The sequence below is a fragment of the Variovorax sp. 54 genome (assembly GCF_002754375.1).
Lineage (GTDB): Bacteria > Pseudomonadota > Gammaproteobacteria > Burkholderiales > Burkholderiaceae_C > Variovorax.
The window spans coordinates 2,639,075-2,657,552 of record NZ_PEFF01000001.1; the positions used below are offsets into that span (position 1 = coordinate 2,639,075).

Below are 18,478 nucleotides of genomic sequence, written 5' to 3' on the forward strand. Positions count from 1 at the left end.
GCCCTGCCCGTGTCACGGCCATGTGGCAGTGGGGTTCGTCTCGGCAACGGACGCAGGAATCAGCCACGCGCGCGCCGCCGCCTCGGTGGCGCCCTGCGCGGCCTGCCACACCATCTCGGGCGCCGCCACGTGCACGCCCGGCGGCGCCACGCGCAGCGCGAGGTCGACCAGCTCGGCCATCTTGGGCGCGCGCACCGGCTGCTCGTTGGCCGGCACCATGAACCGCATGATCGACAGCATCCAGGCCGCCAGCCGTTCGCCCATGTTGGCCAGGCGCACGGCGGTGGGCTTGCGCGCCGAGCGCAGCAAAATCACGCGCTCGAAGCCGCAGGCGACGACGGCCTGCTCGTCCAGACTGGCCAGCCCGCGCTTGAGCGCCTCGGGCAGCCGGCCGCGGTCGTGCGGCTGCACGATGGCCAGCGTGCGCACGCCGCTGGCGCGCAGCCAGCGCGCCAGTTCGGGCAGGTCGGCGGGCTCGGGATGCCACAGGGCGCGTTCACGGCCGTGGTACAGGCGCGGCGGGTCGAAGGCGACCACCGCGACATCGGCCGCGACCTGCGGCCACTGCGTGATCGGCAGCGCCGGGCACTGAACCGTTTCGACGCCGGGCAGCCCGTCGTGCATCGGTTCGCGCGCCAGCACCCGCGTGCGCTTGAAGCGGTGGCGGCCCGCGAGCCGGTGCAGCAACTCCTGGCCGAGCGCGCCGGTCGCGCCCGCGATCAGCAGCGTGCCGGTGGGCTGCGCGGCAGCGGACGGCACCGCGCGGTTCGCGGCTTGCAGGGCGTGGAGGGGATCGAGGGCCATGACCCCATCTATGCTAACTTCGACCTCCTTCTGCGGAGGTAATGCAAATGATGATGAAGCGCTGGTTCCTGATTCTCGCGGCCGTCCTGTCCCTCAGCGGATGCGGCTACAACCAGTTCCAATCCCTCGACGAGGCCAGCAAGTCAGCCTGGAGCGAGGTCCTCAACCAGTACCAGCGGCGTGCCGACCTCGTGCCGAACATCGTCGCCACCGTGAAGGGCGAGGCCAGCTTCGAGCAGGACACGCTCACCAAGGTGATCGAGGCGCGCGCCAAGGCCACCTCGATCCAGGTGACGCCCGAGACGCTCAACAACCCCGAGGCCTTCAACAAGTTCCAGCAGGCGCAGGGCGAACTCTCGTCGGCGCTGTCGCGGCTGATGGTGGTGTCGGAACGCTACCCCGAGCTCAAGGCCAACCAGGCCTTCCGCGACCTGCGCGTGACGCTCGAGGGCACCGAGAACCGCATCACCGTGGCGCGCAACCGCTACATCGAGAGCGTGCAGGAGTACAACGTGCTCGCGCGCAGCTTCCCGACCAACCTCACGGCCATGGTCTTCAGCTACAAGCCCAAGGCGAATTTCTCGGTGCAGAACGAAGCCCAGATCTCGACGCCGCCGACGGTCGATTTCAGCGCGCCGAAGAAATAAGAAGCGGCGCCGATGGCCGCTGCCCTGATCCGCCGCGCACTGGCTGCGATCTTCATCGCAGCCCTCGCATGGGCCGGCCTGCCCGCGCTGGCGCAATCCCTGCTTCCCATCCCCGCGCTCACCGCGCGCGTGATCGACCAGACCGCCACGCTCGACGCCGCGCAGCGCTCGGGCCTCGAAACCAAGCTCGCGGCCTTCGAGCAGCGCAAGGGCTCGCAGATCGTGGTGCTGATGGTGCCGACCACGGCGCCCGAAGACATCGCGAGCTACGCGCAGCGCGTCGGCGACGCCTGGAAGATCGGCCGCAAGGGCGTGGGCGACGGCCTCCTCGTGATCGTCGCCAAGGACGATCGCAAGATGCGCATCGCCACGGCCAAGACGCTCGAAGGCGCGGTGCCCGACCTCGCGGCGGTGCGCATCATCGACGAAGAGATGAAGCCGCGCTTTCGCAACAACGACTTCGCGGGCGGCCTCAACGCAGCGGTCGACCGGCTCATCGGACTGGTCGACGGCGAGCCGCTGCCAGAGCCCTCGCGCGGCAATAGCGGAGGCAGCAGCAACGACGGCTTCGACTGGGAGAACCTCGCGATCTTCCTGTTCGTCGGCGTCTTCGTCGGCGCGCCGATCGCGCGCGCCATCCTGGGCAAGACCATGGGCTCGGTCGCCATGGGCGGCGGCATCGGCGTGGTCGCGTTCTTCCTCACGACCAGCACCGTGATCGCGGTGATCGCCGGGATGATCGCGCTCATGGTCTCGCTGTTCTCGGGCCTCGCAGGCTTCGGTCCCGGCCGCGGCGGCCGAGGAGGCGGCGGTGGCGGCTGGAGCAGCGGAGGTGGTGGCGGTGGCTGGGGCGGTGGCGGCGGGGGTGGTGGCGGCGGATTCAGTTCCGGCGGCGGTGGCAATTTCGGCGGCGGCGGCGCCTCGGGAGACTGGTGAAAAACATGGCAACTGCAGACCCCACGCTCTTCTCGAAGCTGGGCCGCATCTGGCGGCATCGCTGGACCGACGAAGCCGCGGTGCGCCGCGTGCTGCCGGCCGATGCACTGGAGCGCCTGGCCGGCCGCGTGGCCGCGAGCGAGCGGCGCCACAGCGGTGAGGTCCGCATCTGCGTCGAGGCCGGCCTGCCGATGTCGTATCTGTGGCGCCACGCATCGCCCCGGGAGCGCGCTGTCACGCTGTTCGGCAAGCTGCGCGTGTGGGACACCGCGCACAACAACGGCGTGCTGATCTACCTGCTGCTGGCCGAGCACGCCATCGAGATCGTGGCCGACCGCGGCATCGACGCCCACGTGGGCAGCGCCGAATGGGCCGCGATGACGCAGCGCATGGGCACGGCTTTTCGCGAAGGCCGCTTCGAAGACGGCATCACGCTGGCGCTGGAAGAGGTGTCGGCGCTGCTGATGGCCCACTTCCCGCTGGCCGACAACCAGCCCGACACCAACGAGCTGCCCGACGCGCCCGTGGTGCTCTGAGGCCCGGCGCCCTGCGCGCCCGTACCTTGCAATTCGCGCACACGGCCCCTATTTTTCGGGCATGACCGAATCCGAATCGCTGCACATCGTCTGCCCGCACTGCCACACGACCAACCGGGTGCGCACGGCGCAACTGGGCAGCGCGCCCGACTGCGGCAGCTGCCAACGCCCGCTGTTCACCGGCCACTCGACCGCGCTGCCCGACGTGGCCACCTTCGATCGCCACATCGCGCGCAACGAGATTCCGGTGCTGGTCGATTTCTGGGCGCCCTGGTGCGGCCCGTGCCGCCAGATGGCGCCGGCCTACGAGCAGGCGGCGGCCCAACTCGAACCGCAGGTGCGGCTGGCCAAGGTCGACACCGAGGCGGTGCAGGCGCTGGGCGCGCGCTTCAACATCCGCAGCATTCCGACGCTGGCGCTGTTCAAGGGCGGCCGCGAGGTCGCGCGGCAGGCCGGCGCGATGGGCGCGGCCGACATCGTGCGCTGGGTCAAGGCCAACGGCGCGGGCTGATCCAACAACCGGCGGCGCTCACTTGCGCGGCGGCATCTTCGCCATCGCGTCGAGCATGTTCATCTTCATGCCGTTGCCCATGACCATGTCGCCCGGCTTCTGGCCGGGCTTGCAGGGACCGATCCACTTGGCGTCAATGACGCTCGTGCCTTCGGTGCGGCCCATCAGCGGCGGGCTGTAGGTCGACTTGCTTTCGACGCGGTAGGCGCTGCTGAAGTCGCCACTCATCACGGCGCGCGAGGTCGCTGTAGTGGGGCCGATCTTGCAGACCGAGTCGATGACCAGCTTCACGCCTTCGAGGCGCAGGTCCTGCTTGGAACACATGTCCTTGCCCATGCCCTGGCCCATCTCGCGCATCGCCTTGTCGGTCGCGGCGTCGATGCATTGCTGGATCGTCTGGCCCGGCGTCTTAGCCGCGGCCGCACCGCCCTCGCCGGTCTGGATTTCCCACAGGCCCGCCTTGCGCGCGGGGTAGTCGATGGCGAACGCGGGGCCGGCCAGGAGGCAGGCGGCAGCGGCGAGAGAGAGCAAGCGGAAGGTCATGGCGGGCTCGGTGGACAGCAATGCCGCTTTGTACCGTCGGCGCCTGCGCGGCGGAATACCGCGATCGGTCTACGCCGGGCGCGCAGTACCCGGCACGAGCGTCGCCGATGGGCGCTCGCGCAACGCGAAGCCCATCGCCAGGCCCAGCCCAAGGCCGCCGAGCACATCGATCAGCACATGCTGGCGCACGGCCATCGTCGAGTACACGATGGCCACGGCCCAGACGACATTGAGCAGCCGCAGCCAGCCCGGCGTGCCGGCTTCGCGCAGCTGCCGCGCCAGCACGAGGCAGGCGAACACCGAGAACGACACATGCAATGACGGAAAGGCGTTGCCCGCCGCATCGAAGGTCTTGAGGAAGTGCAGCGACGAGCCCGGCGCGGCGTCGATCGCGAAGTTCGGGATCGCCGTGGGCATCCACCAGAACACGGCCAGCGCGATCGCGGTCATCACGGCGCAGCCGATCGCGATGGTGTTGAGCTCGCGCCGGTCCTTGGCCAGCAGCACCGGCAGCGCGATGTAGGCCCACAGCGTGAGGTACACCGGCAGCATCGCCGGCCAGAACGCGATCAGCCGGTCGATGTCCGTGAGCGGCAGCACCCACGCCGGCCCGGCGTGGTGCATGACCCAGAAGTACAACGGAAAGAAGCCCAGCGTGGCGACGGTGTTGCCGGCCAGCTTGAGTAGCCACAGCGTCCGGCAGCGCTGCCAGAGGGCGCGCGGCCATGAAGGCTGCGGCGAAGGGGCGTCGAAAGAAGGGGAAGAGTGCGTCATGGTGGCCACTGGTGCCACGCCCTGCCCCGCATGGATCAGCGGGGCCTGTGCGCAGCTACCAGGGCGTCCACTTTAATTCGCTGGCGGCCGATGCCACCGTGCGTTCGATGAAGCGCACGCCGCGCGCACCATCTTCCACGCGCGGATAGTCCGCCGCGAGCGGATCGGCCACCTGCCCTGCGAGCCGCGCGCGGATGTCCGCCGCCACGCCCGCATAGACATTCGCAAACGCCTCGATGAAGCCTTCGGGATGGCCGGCAGGCAGGCGGCTCGCGCGCCGCGCCGACTCGCACAGCCAGGGCGCGCCGCGCGTGAGCACGCGCCGGGGTCCGTCGTGCGGCAGGTGCACGAGCTGGCTCGGCTGCTCCTGGCGCCATTCGAGCGTGCCCAGCGTGCCGGAGACGCGCAGGCGCAGGTCGTTCTCCAGCCCGGTGTTGATCTGCGAGGCCACCAGCACGCCGCGCGCGCCGCCCTGGAAGCGCAGCAGCAGGCTGCCGTCGTCGTCGAGCATGCGGCCCGGCACCAGCGCGCCGAGGTCAGCGCAGAGGCTTTCGATCTCCAGGCCGGTGACGGTGGCGACGAGGTTCTCGGCATGCGAGCCGATGTCGCCGATGGCACCGGCCGCGCCGCTGCGTGCGGGGTCGGTGCGCCAGTCGGCCTGCTTGTTGCCGCCCGAGGCTTCCACGTGGCTGGCGAGCCAGCCCTGGTTGTATTCGACGACGACCTTGCGGACCTCGCCGATCTCGCCCGAGCGCACCATCTCGCGCGCTTGCCGCACCATCGGGTAGCCGGTGTAGTTGTAGGTCACGCCGAACACCGTGCCCTGTTTTGCCACGGTGGCGACCAGCGCGTCGGCCTGGTCGCGCGTGTGCACCAGCGGCTTGTCGCACACCACGTGAAAGCCGGCTTCCGCGAAAGCCTGTGCCACGGGGTAGTGCACATGGTTGGGCGTGACGATCGAGACGAAGTCGATGCGCTCATCGGCCGGGCGCTTCAGCTCGTCGGCCAGCAGCGCCTGCCAGTCGCCGTGGTTGCGGTCGTCGGCCAGGCCGAGGTCGCGGCCCGAAGCGCGCGCCTTGTCCGGGCTCGACGACAGCGCGCCGGCGACCAGCGCGATCTGGCCGTCGAGCGCCATCGCCTTGCGGTGCACGGCGCCGATGAAGGCGTCGCGACCGCCGCCGACCATGGCGCAGCGCAGGGGGCGAAGAGGGGTGTCGGTCATCAATCGTCTCGGTGTTCCTGGGAACTGTCCCCTCTCCCCTCGGGGAGAGGGCTAGGGTGAGGGTGGCGGCGTTTGCACGCGCACCGTTTTCGCCATCGCCGTCGGCCCTCACCCCCGCCCTCTCCCCGAGGGGAGAGGGAGCAAGGCAGGGCCGCCGTCCTTCAGAACATCAGAACGGCGAGTTGGGGTGGTAGAAGTCTTTCGCGTTTTCCTTGGTGATCAGCACCGACGGAATGATCGTCGTCGCCGGCAGCTTCTCGCCCTTCAGCCGCGCCTCGGCCGTGAGCTTGATCGCGTCGTAGATGAACTTGGGCGAGTAGCTCACGTCGGCGCCGATGCGCTTGTCCTTGCCGTCCATGATGGTCTTGACCATGTCCTTGGCACCCGCGCCGCCGAACACGATCTTGATGTCATCGCGCTTGGCCTGTGCAATGGCCTTGAGCACGCCCACGGCCATGTCGTCGTCGGCGGCCCAGATGGCGTCGATCTGCTTGAAGCGCGTCAGGTAGTCCTGCGTGACCTTGAAGGCGTCGTCGCGGTTCCAGTTGGCGTACTTGGCATCGAGCAGCTTGATGTCGGGGCTGCCCTTGAGCACCGCGTTGAAGGCGTCCATGCGTTCGTTGTCGAGCGTGGTCGCGATGCCGCGCAGAGCCACCACATTGCCCTTGCCGCCGAGCTGCTTCACGATGTACTCGGCGGGGATCTTGCCGAAGGCGGTGTTGTCGCCGGCCACATACGCGTCTTGCGCGCTGGTGTCGGTGAGGCCGCGGTCGACCACGGTGACATACGCGCCCTTGGCCTTGACCTGCGCGACCGGCTTGGTCAGTGCGGCCGATTCAAAGGGGAACACGACGAGCGCGTTGATCTTGGTGACCGTCGACAAATCTTGCAGCTGGTTGGCCTGCTCGGGCGCATTGGCTGCGGTCTTGATCGTGATCTTCAGGTCCTTGTGTTCTTTCTCGAGGTCCTTCTTCGCCTGGTTGGCCCAGTAGTTGATGCCGCCCATGAAGCTGTGCGTGGCCGCGGGAATCGACACGCCGAGGTTGACCCTTTCCGCGGCAAGCGCGGGCAGGCTGGCGGCGAACGCTGCGGTGGCAACCGCCGTGAGCGCGAGGCGTCGGGTGAAAGTCGTCATGCTGGATGTCTCCTCTTTGGTGGTGGAACGGAACGAACGGAAAACTTGCGGCCGAGCGCCGGGCCGCCCCAAGCCGGCCGCGCCTCCCCCTCGGGGGGTGGAGTTACACGAGCGCAGCGAGTGAAAAGCCGGGGGGCCATCATCTGCGTCCGCGTTGAAGGAACGCGACGACGATGATCACGAAGCCTTGGACAGCAGCGTTCAGGTACACGCTGATGATGCTGGTGAGGTTCAGGATGTTGCTGATGACCGAGAGCAGGATCGCGCCCACCACCGTGCCGGTGATGCTGCCCGCGCCGCCCTTCAACGCGGTGCCGCCGACGATCACCGCGGCAATCGCTTCGAGCTCCCACAAGAGGCCCGTGGTCGGCGAGGCCGAGCCCAAGCGCGGCACGTACAGCAGCGTGGCAATGCCCACGCACACGCCGAGCAGCACATAGGTGAGGATCTTCACGCGGTCGACGTCCACGGCCGCGTAGCGCGCCACCTGCTCGTTGGAGCCGATGGCCTGCACGTAGCGTCCGTAGGCCGTGCGGTTCAGGATGACGCCGCCGATGATCGCGACGATCACGAACACCCACACCGGCACCGGGATGCCCGCAAGGCTCGCGTAGTAGACCGGCGCGTACAGGTCCGACAGCTCGTTGTCGAGCGTGAGCGCACCGCCATCGGCAAAGTACGTGAGGTACGCGCGGAAGATGCCGAGCGTGCCCAGCGTCACGATGAAGGGCTCGATGCGGCCCTTGGTGATGAGCAGGCCGTGCGCCAGACCGAACAGCGCGCCGAGCACCACGGCGAGCACCGCGCCCATCATCACCGCCATCAGCGGCGAGCCCGAGGCGGGGCCGGCCCAGTTGATGAACATGATCACGCTGCCCGCGATGAGCGCGGCCATCGAGCCCACCGAGAGGTCGATGCCGCCCGAGATGATCACGAAGCACATGCCCACCGCGATGATGCCGATGAAGGCGGTGCGCGTGAGCACGTTCATCGCGTTGTCGACGGTCGCGAAGTCGCTGTTGAGCAGCGTGCCCGCGATGCACAGCAGCACGAGGCCGATGACCGGGCCCAGGCCGTGCAGGCGCTCGGTCCAGCGCGGCTTGGCCTCGCTGCGATGCGCTGCTGCTGCAGCCGCTTCAGGCTGCGGTGGAGGTGTCTGCGGTTCCGGTGGCATGAGCGATGAGCTCCTCTTCAGTCAGGTGGGTCGCGTCCAGCGTGGCAACGAGCCGGCCCGCGCGCATCACCGCGACGCGGTGGCACAGGCCGATCAGTTCCATCAGCTCGGACGAGACGACGATCACCGCGAGGCCTTCGCGGGCGAGTCGCTGGATCAGGAAATAGATGTCGCGCTTGGCGCCCACGTCGACACCGCGCGTGGGCTCATCGAGCACCACCACCTTGGGCTGCGGCTGCAGCACCTTGGCGAGCGCGAGCTTCTGCTGGTTGCCGCCCGACAGCGACGAGGCGCGCACGTCGAGCGAGCCGGTGCGGATGCCGTAGTCCTTTACCGCCTCGCCGAGCGCGATGCGTTCCGCGTCGGGCTTCAGCCAGGGCTGCGCGTAGCGCTCGAGCGCCATCAGCGTGAGGTTCTGGCGCAGGCCGAAGTGCACGTGCAGGCCCTTGCCCTTGCGGTCTTCGCTGAGGTAGGTGAGGCCGTGCTTGGCGGCATCGCGCGGGTTGCGCCAGCCCTTGCCGTGCGGCACGGGCTCGCCGCGCATCTCGACCGTGCCGCTGGCGGGGCGCAGCCCGAGCAGGCCTTCGAACAGCTCGGTGCGGCCCGCGCCGACGAGGCCCGCAAAGCCGAGGATCTCGCCGGGGCGCACCTCGAAGCTCGCGTCCTGCGCCCAGCCGGGCACGCTGAAATGGCGCACGCGCAGGGCGGGCGCGTCGGCCGCCACAACGAGGTCGCGCGGCGGGTACAGGTCGGCCAGTTCGCGGCCCACCATGAGGTTGGCCATCTGCTGGCGCGAGACCTCGGGCGTGGGCGCGCGCGCCACGAAGCGGCCGTCGCGCATCACGATCACTTCGTCGGTGACCTGCTCCACCTCATCGAGCTTGTGCGAGATGTAGACGATGGTCACGCCGTCAGCGCGCAGCTGCGCGATGAGCTTGAACAGGCGCTCGGTCTCGCCGGGCGTGAGCGTGGCGGTGGGCTCGTCCATGACGAGCAGGCGCGCGCGGCGGGCGATGGCTTTCGCGATCTCGACGAGCTGCTTCTCGGCGACGATGAGCCGGCGCACCTTGGTGCGCGGGTCGATGGCCAGGCCGACGGCGGCAAGCGCGGCGGCGGCGTCGCGCTCCATCGCGGCGTCGTCGAGAAGGAAGCCCTTCTTTTTCTCGTGGCCGAGGAAGATGTTCTGCGCCACGCTGAGGTCTTCGGCGAGGTTGAACTCCTGGTGGATCAGCACGATGCCCAGCGCCTCGGCATCGCGCGAACTCGTGAAGGTTTGCGGCTGGCCGTTGATGCGCAACGTACCGCTGGTCAGCGACTCGTAGCCCGACAGGATCTTCATCAGCGTGGACTTGCCCGCGCCGTTCTCGCCGAGCAGGCCGTACACGCGACCCGGCGCAAGCGCGAAGCTCACGCCGTGCAGCACCTGCACGGGGCCGAAGGCCTTCACCACGCCGTCGAACTCGACGGCCACGCTGCCTTTGTTGGTTTCCACGGCGTTCATGGCGCCACCCCGCGGGCCTTGAGTGTTTCCTGCATCGCCAGCACGCCCGCACCGACGAGGCCGCCCTGCGTGCCCAGCGGCGTGTACTGAATCTCCAGGTGCCGCGTCGACAGCGCGAGCGAGCGCTGGTACACGCTCTGGCGCACCGCCGCGAGAAACAGCGGCCCGATGCGCGTGATGCCGCCGCCGATGAACACGTGCGACGGATTGAAGAAGTTGACGACCGACGCGAGCATCTGGCCGATGAGGCTGCCCGCACGCTGGATGATGGCGTTGGCCGCCGGGTCACCGCCGCGGCTGGCCTGCCCCACATCGAAGGCGTCGATGCGCCCGCGCGTGCGCAGGCACTCGGCCAGCGTTTCGCTTTCGCCGGCTTCGGCCGCCTGCATCGCCATGCGCGTGATTGCGGGACCGGCCGCCATCGCCTCGACGCAGCCCAGGTTGCCGCAATGGCAGCGCGGGCCTTCCTGGTCGACGCAGATATGGCCCACGTCGCCCGCCGAGCCGGCCGCGCCGCGGTACACCTCGCCGTGGCAGACGATGCCGCAACCGATGCCGGTGCCGATCTTGATCACGAGGAAGTTCGAGAGCGAGCGGCGCAGCCGCCACAGCTCGCCGAGCGCCATCAGGTTGACGTCGTTGTCGACGAACACCGGCGCGGCATAGTCTTCGCGCAGGTAGTCGCGGATCGAGAAGCTGTCCCAGGCCGGCATCAGCGGCGGGTTCACGAGCTGGCCGATCTCGAAGTTGACCGGGCCGGGCACGCCGATGCCGATGCCCAGGACGTTCCTGGCGCCCTGCCCGCAACGCGCGAGCAGTTCGCGCATCAGCACGCGCACACGGGCCAGCACCACGGCGGGGCCTTCGCGCACGTCGGCGGCTTCTTCGTGCTGGGCAAGCACCGTGAGGTCGGGGCGCAGCACGGCGACGTCGAGGCTGGTGGCACCGATGTCGATGCCGACAAGCACGCCGAGTTCGCCATTGAGCTGGAGGTTTTCTGCGCGCCGACCACCCGAGGAGCGCTGCAGGCCGGCTTCGGCGAGCAGGCCCTGGTCGACCAGGCCGGCGATCAGGCCGTTGGCCTTGCTCTTGGAAAAGCCGAGCTGTTCGGCCATGGCATGGCGCGAGCCGCCGGCCGACCAGAAGGTCGATTCCAGCAACCGCATTTCGTCGGTCGTGATGCCGCTCCAGGGTGCCACGCGTTTGTCTCCGCTCTTTTTTTGGAAAGGCGCCGGTCGAGCGATCAGGTGATCGGCCGCCGGGCGAAGGCGAATACTAGGAGGGCATCTTCAGCCTAGCAAGGCTGAACTTCGACCTATTTCAAATCAAACTCACCCACAACCTGGACAGGGCGGACGAAAAAAAGCCACCCGAGGGTGGCATTCTCTTGGCTTCTGCCCGAAGGCAAAGGCTTTGATTTACTTCTTCTGGCGGTACTTGCGCAGCGCAGCGATCTGCGCAGCCATCACAGCCAGTTCCGACTGCGCCATCGCGATGTCGATGTCGCTCCTTGCGTTCTTCAGCGCTTCCTCGGCGGCTTCCTTGGCCTTGTTGGCCTTCTCGTCGTCGAGGTCCTTGCCGCGGATCGCGGTGTCGGACAGCACGGTGACGGCGTCGGGCTGCACTTCGAGAATGCCACCGGCCACGAAGACGAACTCTTCGCCGCCGTCAGCCGTTTCGATGCGCACGGCGCCGGGGCGGATGCGCGTGATCAGCGGCGTGTGACGCGGATAGATGCCGAGCTCACCGGCTTCACCGGGCAGCGCGACGAACGTGGCTTCGCCCGAGAAGATCGACTCTTCCGCGCTGACCACGTCGACGTGAATGGTGTTGGCCATCTGAGTTCCTATGCCGCCTTAGGCGACCTTCTTGGCTTTTTCGAACGCTTCGTCGATGGTGCCGACCATGTAGAACGCTTGTTCCGGCAGGTGGTCGGCTTCGCCGTTCACGATCATCTTGAAGCCGCGGATGGTTTCGGCCAGCGACACGTACTTGCCGGGCGAACCGGTGAACACTTCGGCCACGTGGAACGGCTGCGACAGGAAACGCTGGATCTTGCGGGCGCGGGCCACGGCGAGCTTGTCGTCGGGAGCCAGTTCGTCCATGCCCAGAATCGCGATGATGTCGCGCAGTTCCTTGTAGCGCTGCAGGATGCCCTGCACGGCGCGAGCCACGTTGTAGTGCTCTTCGCCGACCACGTTCGGGTCGAGCTGACGCGAGGTCGAGTCCAGCGGGTCCACGGCGGGGTAGATACCCAGCGAAGCGATGTCACGCGACAGCACCACGGTGGAGTCCAAGTGGGCGAAGGTCGTGGCGGGCGACGGGTCGGTCAAGTCATCGGCAGGGACGTAGACGGCCTGGATCGAGGTGATCGAGCCGACCTTGGTCGACGTGATCCGCTCTTGCAGACGGCCCATTTCCTCGGCCAGCGTCGGCTGGTAGCCCACGGCGGAAGGCATGCGGCCCAGCAGTGCCGACACTTCGGTACCGGCCAGCGTGTAGCGGTAGATGTTGTCCACGAAGAACAGCACGTCACGGCCTTCGTCGCGGAACGACTCGGCGATGGTCAGGCCGGTCAGGGCCACGCGCAGACGGTTGCCCGGGGGCTCGTTCATCTGGCCGTAGACCATGGCGACCTTGGAGTCTTCGAGCTTCTCGAGGTTCACGACGCCAGAGTCGGCCATCTCGTGATAGAAGTCGTTGCCTTCACGGGTACGTTCGCCCACACCAGCGAACACCGACAGACCCGAGTGAGCCTTGGCGATGTTGTTGATGAGCTCCATCATGTTCACGGTCTTGCCCACGCCGGCACCACCGAACAGGCCCACCTTGCCGCCCTTGGCGAACGGGCACACCAGGTCGATCACCTTGATGCCGGTTTCCAGCAGGTCTTGCGACGGCGACAGTTCGTCGTACGCGGGAGCCTTGCGGTGGATGGAGGCGGTCAGCGTCTGGTCGACCGGACCGCGCTCGTCGATGGGCGCGCCCAGCACGTCCATGATGCGGCCCAGCGTCGCCTTGCCCACGGGCACGGTGATGGGGGCTTGCGTGTTGGTCACGATCAGGCCGCGGCGCAGGCCGTCGGAAGAACCCAGCGCAATCGTGCGGACCACGCCGTCGCCGAGCTGCTGCTGGACTTCGAGCGTCAGTGCGCTGCCTTCGAACTTGAGGGCGTCGTAGATCTTGGGCATCTTGTCGCGCGGGAATTCCACGTCGACCACAGCGCCAATACACTGAACGATCTTGCCTTGAACTGCTTCTGCTTGAGCCATGTCTGCTCCGATAAAAATTTAAATCTGTTGAGGTCCGAAGGGCTCAGACACCGGCGGCCGCCGCAGCGCCCGAAACGATTTCCGAGAGCTCCTTGGTGATGCCTGCCTGGCGGGTCTTGTTGTAGACCAACTTCAGCTCGCTGATCACGTTGCCTGCGTTGTCGGTGGCGGCCTTCATGGCCACCATCCGCGCCGAATGCTCGGACGCCATGTTCTCTGCCACGCCCTGGTAGACCAGCGACTCCACATAGCGAACCAGCAGCTCGTCGATCACGCTTTGCGCATCGGGCTCGTAGATGTAATCCCACGAATGCTGGCCTTCCTCGACTTGCAGCGAGTCTGCGGCCAGCGGCAGCAGCTGCTCGACGAGCGGCTCCTGCTTGATCGTGTTGATGAACTTCGTGTAGCACAGGTACACGGCCGAGAGCTTGCCTTCCGCGTAAGCGTCGAGCAGCGTCTTGACCGGACCGATGAGCTTGTCCAGATGCGGCGTGTCACCCAGGTGGGTGACGTGTGCCACCACGCGGGCGCCGATGCGGTTCAGGAAGCCGAGGCCCTTGCTGCCGATGGCGACCGACTCGATGGCCACGCCAGCGGCCTGCGCTTCGCGCAGCTTGCCCGTCACGGCGCGCAGCAGGTTGGTGTTCAAGCCACCGCACAGGCCCTTGTCGCTCGTCACGATGATGAAGCCGATCGCCTTGGCGTCGTTCTTCTTCATGAAGGCGTGCGTGTACTCGGGGTTCGCCTTGCCAAGGTTCGCCGCAATGTTGCGGATCTTCTCGCTGTAGGGGCGGGCGGCACGCATGCGCTCTTGCGCCTTGCGCATCTTGGAAACCGAGACCATTTCCATGGCCTTGGTGATCTTCTTGGTGTTCTCCACCGATTTGATCTTGCCGCGGATTTCCTTACCAGCTGCCATATGAGCTCCTTCTTGCGTCGGTCAAAGGGTCGCTCAGGCGAACGACTTCTTGAACGAGGTGGCAGCAGCCAGCAGTTCGGCTTCGGCGTCCTGGCACACCTTCTTGAAGGCCTGCTTTTCTGCGCTGTCGTCCGGCTTGGCGGGCTTGACGTCCCACTTGGCACCGTTCTTTTCCATGGTCTCGAGCAGAGCAGCGTGGCTGGTCTTCAGGAGCTGGTGGAAACCGTGTTCGAACGGGAGCACCTTCTTGACTTCGATGTCGTCCATGAAGCCCTTGTTCACTGCGAACAGCGTGGCATTCATCAGCGAGATCGGCAGCGGGCTGTACTGGGTCTGCTTGAGCAGTTCCGTCACGCGCGCACCGCGGTCGAGTTGCTTGCGGGTCGCTTCGTCGAGGTCGGAAGCGAACTGCGCGAATGCGGCCAGTTCACGGTACTGGGCCAGGTCGGTACGGATACCGCCCGACTGGTTCTTGATCAGGTTGGTCTGCGCCGACGAACCCACGCGCGACACCGAGATACCGGCGTTGATGGCAGGGCGGATGCCGGCGTTGAACAGGCTGGTTTCCAGGAAGATCTGGCCGTCGGTGATCGAGATCACGTTGGTCGGAACGAAGGCGGACACGTCGCCGGCTTGCGTTTCGATGATCGGCAGTGCGGTCAGCGAACCGGTCTTGCCCTTGACTTCACCCTTGGTGAAGGCTTCGACGTAGTCGGCGTTCACGCGGGCTGCGCGTTCGAGCAGACGGCTGTGGAGATAGAACACGTCGCCGGGGTAGGCTTCGCGGCCTGGCGGGCGGCGCAGCAGCAGCGACACCTGACGGTAGGCCACGGCTTGCTTGGACAGGTCGTCATAGACGATCAGGGCGTCCTGGCCGCGGTCGCGGAAGTATTCGCCCATCGTGCAGCCCGAGTAGGCCGACACGTACTGCATGGCAGCCGATTCGGAGGCCGATGCGGCCACCACGATGGTGTAGTCCATCGCGCCGGCTTGTTCCAGCGAGCGCACCACGTTCTTGATCGACGAAGCCTTCTGGCCGATCGCAACGTAGACGCAGGTCATGTTCTGACCCTTCTGGTTGATGATCGCGTCGATCGCCACGGCGGTCTTGCCGGTCTGGCGGTCACCGATGATCAGCTCGCGCTGGCCACGGCCGACGGGCACCATCGAGTCGATCGACTTCAGGCCGGTCTGCATCGGCTGGTCGACGGACTTGCGTGCGATCACGCCGGGAGCGACCTTTTCGATCACGTCGGTCATCTTGGCGTTGATCGGACCCTTGCCGTCGATCGGCTGGCCCAGTGCGTTCACCACGCGGCCGATGAGCTCGGGGCCCACGGGCACTTCCAGAATGCGGCCCGTGCACTTCACGGTGTCGCCTTCGGAGATGTGCTCGTACTCGCCCAGAATCACGGCGCCGACCGAGTCGCGCTCGAGGTTCAGCGCCAGGCCGAACGACGGGGTGCCGTCAGCCGTGGGCGGGAACTCGAGCATTTCGCCCTGCATCGCATCCGACAGGCCGTGCACGCGCACGATGCCGTCGGTCACCGAGACCACGGTGCCCTGGTTGCGGATGTCTGCGCTGACGCCAAGGCCTTCAATACGGCTCTTGATCAGTTCGGAAATTTCTGCGGGATTGAGTTGCATGACTCTTTCCTTCTTTCAATAAATAGGGCCAACCGCGGCTCGCCGCCTCAGGCGGTGAGCGCCGCTTTCATTTGTTCGAGACGCGCCTTGACGGAGGTGTCGAGGACTTCGTCCCCCACCACCACACGGATGCCGCCGATCAGCGAGGGATCGGATTCCACACGCGTGTTCAGCGTGCGACCGAAACGGCGTTGCAGCGCGACGGCGACCTCGGCGAGGCTCGCCGCGTCGATCGGGAAGGCGCTGTAGATCACCGCGTCGGACGTGCCGCCCTTGGCGTTCTTGAGCTCGCGGTACTGGGCCGCGACTTCGGGCAATGCAGCGAGCCGGCCGTTGTCGATCACCGTGCGCAGGAAGTTCTTGCCGGCGTCCGGCAAGGCTTGCGGCAGGAGGCCGGAGATCAGGTCGAAGACCTGGTCCTGCGACACCTTCGGATCGGCAGCGAACTGCAGGAGCTGGGGATCGGCAGCGAGGGCGGCCAGCTGGCCGATCCAGCCGGCCGTGCCTTCGAGGTCGCTCGAAGTAGCCTCGAAGAGCGCGTCCGCGTAGGGGCGGGCAATGGTCGCAAGTTCGGCCATATCGTCCTCAGAGCTCGGTCTTCAGGCGCTGGAGCAGGTCGGCGTGGACACCGGCATTGACTTCCTTGCGGAGAATCTGCTCGGCACCCTTGACGGCCAGTGCTGCAACCTGCTCACGCAGGGCTTCACGGGCACGCACGGACTGCTGTTCGGCTTCGGCGTGCGCGTCGGCCACGATCTTGTTGGCCTCCACAGTTGCACGGCCCTTGGCCTCTTCGATGATCTGCTGGGCGCGGCGCTCGGCATCGGCCAGGCGGCTGGTGGTCTCGTTGCGAGACTGAACCAGTTCCTGCTCGACGCGCTGGTTGGCGGAAGCGAGTTCAGCCTTGGCCTTCTCGGCGGCCGCCAGGCCCGCAGCGATCTTTTGTGCGCGTTCATCCAAAGCCTTCGCGATGGGCGGCCACACGAATTTCATCGTGAACAGCACCAGCAGCAAGAAGACGATGGCCTGAACGAACAGGGTCGCGTTGATACTCACGGCAACACCTTTCTGGAGTGGCGTTGAACCGGCTTACTTGGGCAGGTTGGCCAGCAGGGTCGCGGCGAACGGGTTGGCGAAGGCGAACAGCAGAGCGATGGCTACGCCGATCAGGAAAGCCGCGTCGATCAGACCCGCCAAGATGAACATCTTGGTCTGCAGGTCGTTCATCAGCTCAGGTTGACGGGCCGACGATTCCAGGAACTTGCCACCCATCAGCGCGATACCGATGGAAGCACCGATGGCGCCGAGACCGACGATCAGACCACAAGCGAGAGCGACGAGACCGAGAATGTTTTCCATGATGATGACTCCTTAGAACAGATTTAAAGCAAACGAAAAGAAAAAGGGAAACTCAATGCGCCTCATGCGCCTGGCCCAGATAGATCAGGGTCAGCATCATGAAGATGAAAGCCTGTAGCGTGATCACCAGGATGTGGAAGATCGCCCAGACGGTTCCGGCAATGATGTGCCCGATGGGCAGCAACACACCGGAGAACGAGGCCGCCATGGCACCGCCCATGAGGGCGATGAGCATGAACACGAGCTCGCCTGCATACATGTTGCCGAACAACCGCATGCCGTGCGAGACCGTCTTGGCCAGGTACTCGATGACCTGCATCAGCAGGTTGATGGGCCACAACAGCGGGTGGGCACCGAAAGGCGCAGTGATCAGCTCGTGGCCCCAGCCGCCCAGGCCCTTGACCTTGATGCTGTAGAACAGGCACAGGAGCAGCACGGAGGTGGAAAGACCGAGCGTGGTCGAGAGGTCGGCGGTCGGCACGGCACGCATGTAGGCGTGGTGCGGATCGTGGCCCATGGCCGAATACACCTGCGTCCAGATGGCCGGCAGCAGGTCGACCGGCAGCATGTCCATCGCGTTCAGCAGGAAGATCCAGACGAACACGGTGAGCGCCAGCGGGGCAATGAACTTGCGGCTCGCGGCGTTGTGAATGTTGGCCTTGGCCTGGTTGTCGACCATCTCGACCAGGATTTCGACCGCCGCCTGGAAACGGCCGGGCACGCCGGGCGTTGCCTTGCGGGCAGCCAGCCACAGCACGAAGCAGCCCAATGCGCCGATGATCAGCGCGTAGAGCACCGAGTCGAGGTTGATGACGTTGAAGTCAACAATGGCGGATTGAACGACGGGCTTGAGGCTCCAGTCGACTTGCCAGTGCTGGAGGTGGTGAACGATGTATTCACTCGCGGTCGGGGCGTGTCCTTCGGCGGCCATCTTTCAGCGTCTCTCTTCCAAAACAGTCAAATCCGGTTCAAAAATTTGGGCCGCACCAACAGTGCCACCCAGTACATCTTCATGGCGACCACCACGCCAGCCACCATGGCCAGCCAGACGAGCCCCCCGATCAGCCACGGCGCCGCAGCCAGCAAGGCAACGGTCAGCGCGATCTTGATCATCTCCCACACAAAAAACCTCAACATGACAGCCTGCGACGGCATGCCCGGCTTGCGCCGGACACCGCGGACAAACAAGGCCGCGGGGATCGCTACTGTCATGGCTCCGTAAAACGCCGAGATTGCAGCCTCGGATCGCGCCGTCCAGATCCACGCCAGGCAAGCCACCACCACGCCTGCAGCCACTTGGGCTGCGATCACCCACCAGGGTGACAGCTCGGGGTTTTGCTCGCGCAACTTCTGGGCCTCTTCGGCCGTGAGTGGCTTGAAATCGGACTCTTCGGCGTCAACCTCAGGGACAGGGGTGTTGGTTGTCATTCGAATGCACCCCGTGTTTGTCCCCGGAGAATTCTACAAAGCCATTGATTATAAGTAAAACCTAGCGGGG

21 protein-coding genes are annotated in these 18,478 nt (G+C 66.4%); 4 read left to right on the forward strand and 17 right to left on the reverse strand.

All coding sequences use genetic code 11. The features are described from left to right. Positions 1 to 12 precede the first annotated feature (12 nt). Positions 13 to 804, reverse strand: coding sequence for a hypothetical protein (locus tag CLU95_RS12115; RefSeq protein ID WP_099793398.1), 792 nt, complete (start codon positions 802 to 804; stop codon positions 13 to 15). Positions 805 to 851: 47 nt separating this feature from the next. Here CLU95_RS12115 and CLU95_RS12120 point away from each other — a divergent pair, with 47 nt between their 5' ends. The 4 genes from CLU95_RS12120 (at position 852) to trxC (ending at position 3,434) form a co-directional block, all read left to right on the forward strand. Further along, entirely contained in the window at positions 852 to 1,451 is a 600-nt protein-coding gene (locus tag CLU95_RS12120) for a LemA family protein (RefSeq protein WP_180288586.1), read from the forward strand. A 12-nt stretch (positions 1,452 to 1,463) separates the two neighbouring features. Next, positions 1,464 to 2,387, forward strand: coding sequence for a TPM domain-containing protein (locus CLU95_RS12125; protein ID WP_099793400.1), 924 nt, complete (start codon positions 1,464 to 1,466; stop codon positions 2,385 to 2,387). Positions 2,388 to 2,392: 5 nt separating this feature from the next. Then, positions 2,393 to 2,923 carry a TPM domain-containing protein gene (locus CLU95_RS12130; RefSeq protein ID WP_099793402.1) on the forward strand — a complete coding sequence of 177 codons (531 nt, stop codon included), beginning with the start codon at positions 2,393 to 2,395 and terminating at the stop codon, positions 2,921 to 2,923. 61 nt (positions 2,924 to 2,984) lie between these two features. Further along, entirely contained in the window at positions 2,985 to 3,434 is a 450-nt protein-coding gene (gene trxC, locus CLU95_RS12135; RefSeq protein ID WP_099793404.1) for a thioredoxin TrxC, read from the forward strand. Positions 3,435 to 3,452: 18 nt separating this feature from the next. Here trxC and CLU95_RS12140 read toward each other — a convergent pair whose 3' ends face one another. From CLU95_RS12140 to CLU95_RS12215, 16 genes are all read right to left on the reverse strand, one after another. Further along, positions 3,453 to 3,977 carry a DUF3617 domain-containing protein gene (locus tag CLU95_RS12140; RefSeq protein WP_099797249.1) on the reverse strand — a complete coding sequence of 175 codons (525 nt, stop codon included), beginning with the start codon at positions 3,975 to 3,977 and terminating at the stop codon, positions 3,453 to 3,455. 69 nt (positions 3,978 to 4,046) lie between these two features. Then, complete coding sequence (locus tag CLU95_RS12145) at positions 4,047 to 4,751, reverse strand: phosphatase PAP2 family protein (protein WP_099793406.1); 705 nt, start codon at positions 4,749 to 4,751, stop codon at positions 4,047 to 4,049. A gap of 55 nt (positions 4,752 to 4,806) precedes the next feature. After that, complete coding sequence (locus CLU95_RS12150) at positions 4,807 to 5,973, reverse strand: Gfo/Idh/MocA family protein (RefSeq protein ID WP_099793408.1); 1,167 nt, start codon at positions 5,971 to 5,973, stop codon at positions 4,807 to 4,809. 169 nt (positions 5,974 to 6,142) lie between these two features. Continuing rightward, positions 6,143 to 7,108, reverse strand: coding sequence for a substrate-binding domain-containing protein (locus CLU95_RS12155; RefSeq protein ID WP_099793410.1), 966 nt, complete (start codon positions 7,106 to 7,108; stop codon positions 6,143 to 6,145). Between the two features lie 139 nt (positions 7,109 to 7,247). Further along, positions 7,248 to 8,282, reverse strand: coding sequence for an ABC transporter permease (locus CLU95_RS12160; RefSeq protein WP_099793412.1), 1,035 nt, complete (start codon positions 8,280 to 8,282; stop codon positions 7,248 to 7,250). Continuing rightward, entirely contained in the window at positions 8,245 to 9,783 is a 1,539-nt protein-coding gene (locus CLU95_RS12165; RefSeq protein WP_099793414.1) for a sugar ABC transporter ATP-binding protein, read from the reverse strand. The genes CLU95_RS12160 and CLU95_RS12165 overlap by 38 nt, the downstream gene beginning before the upstream one ends. Continuing rightward, positions 9,780 to 10,949: an ROK family protein gene (locus CLU95_RS12170; RefSeq protein WP_099797251.1), complete on the reverse strand. Its 1,170-nt coding sequence runs from the start codon at positions 10,947 to 10,949 to the stop codon at positions 9,780 to 9,782. The genes CLU95_RS12165 and CLU95_RS12170 overlap by 4 nt, the downstream gene beginning before the upstream one ends. 252 nt (positions 10,950 to 11,201) lie before the next feature. Then, positions 11,202 to 11,621 carry a F0F1 ATP synthase subunit epsilon gene (locus CLU95_RS12175; RefSeq protein ID WP_099793416.1) on the reverse strand — a complete coding sequence of 140 codons (420 nt, stop codon included), beginning with the start codon at positions 11,619 to 11,621 and terminating at the stop codon, positions 11,202 to 11,204. 18 nt (positions 11,622 to 11,639) lie between these two features. Then, positions 11,640 to 13,055 (reverse strand): F0F1 ATP synthase subunit beta, encoded by a 1,416-nt coding sequence (atpD, locus tag CLU95_RS12180; protein ID WP_099793418.1) that lies wholly within the window; start codon positions 13,053 to 13,055, stop codon positions 11,640 to 11,642. Positions 13,056 to 13,098: 43 nt separating this feature from the next. Further along, positions 13,099 to 13,974: a F0F1 ATP synthase subunit gamma gene (atpG, locus tag CLU95_RS12185; protein ID WP_099793420.1), complete on the reverse strand. Its 876-nt coding sequence runs from the start codon at positions 13,972 to 13,974 to the stop codon at positions 13,099 to 13,101. 33 nt (positions 13,975 to 14,007) lie between these two features. Continuing rightward, complete coding sequence (gene atpA, locus CLU95_RS12190; RefSeq protein ID WP_099793422.1) at positions 14,008 to 15,621, reverse strand: F0F1 ATP synthase subunit alpha; 1,614 nt, start codon at positions 15,619 to 15,621, stop codon at positions 14,008 to 14,010. 47 nt (positions 15,622 to 15,668) lie between these two features. Further along, complete coding sequence (locus CLU95_RS12195) at positions 15,669 to 16,199, reverse strand: F0F1 ATP synthase subunit delta (protein WP_099793424.1); 531 nt, start codon at positions 16,197 to 16,199, stop codon at positions 15,669 to 15,671. Between the two features lie 7 nt (positions 16,200 to 16,206). Continuing rightward, positions 16,207 to 16,677, reverse strand: a complete 471-nt coding sequence (locus CLU95_RS12200; RefSeq protein WP_062480176.1) for a F0F1 ATP synthase subunit B — start codon at positions 16,675 to 16,677, stop codon at positions 16,207 to 16,209. A 33-nt stretch (positions 16,678 to 16,710) separates the two neighbouring features. Next, on the reverse strand, positions 16,711 to 16,980 hold the full coding sequence (gene atpE, locus CLU95_RS12205) for a F0F1 ATP synthase subunit C (RefSeq protein WP_056576471.1): 270 nt from the start codon (positions 16,978 to 16,980) through the stop codon (positions 16,711 to 16,713). 52 nt (positions 16,981 to 17,032) lie between these two features. Then, a complete protein-coding gene (gene atpB / locus CLU95_RS12210) occupies positions 17,033 to 17,911 on the reverse strand; it encodes a F0F1 ATP synthase subunit A (RefSeq protein WP_099793426.1) in 879 nt (292 codons plus the stop codon). A 26-nt stretch (positions 17,912 to 17,937) separates the two neighbouring features. Next, on the reverse strand, positions 17,938 to 18,408 hold the full coding sequence (locus tag CLU95_RS12215; protein ID WP_099793428.1) for an ATP synthase subunit I: 471 nt from the start codon (positions 18,406 to 18,408) through the stop codon (positions 17,938 to 17,940). Positions 18,409 to 18,478: the final 70 nt, after the last annotated feature.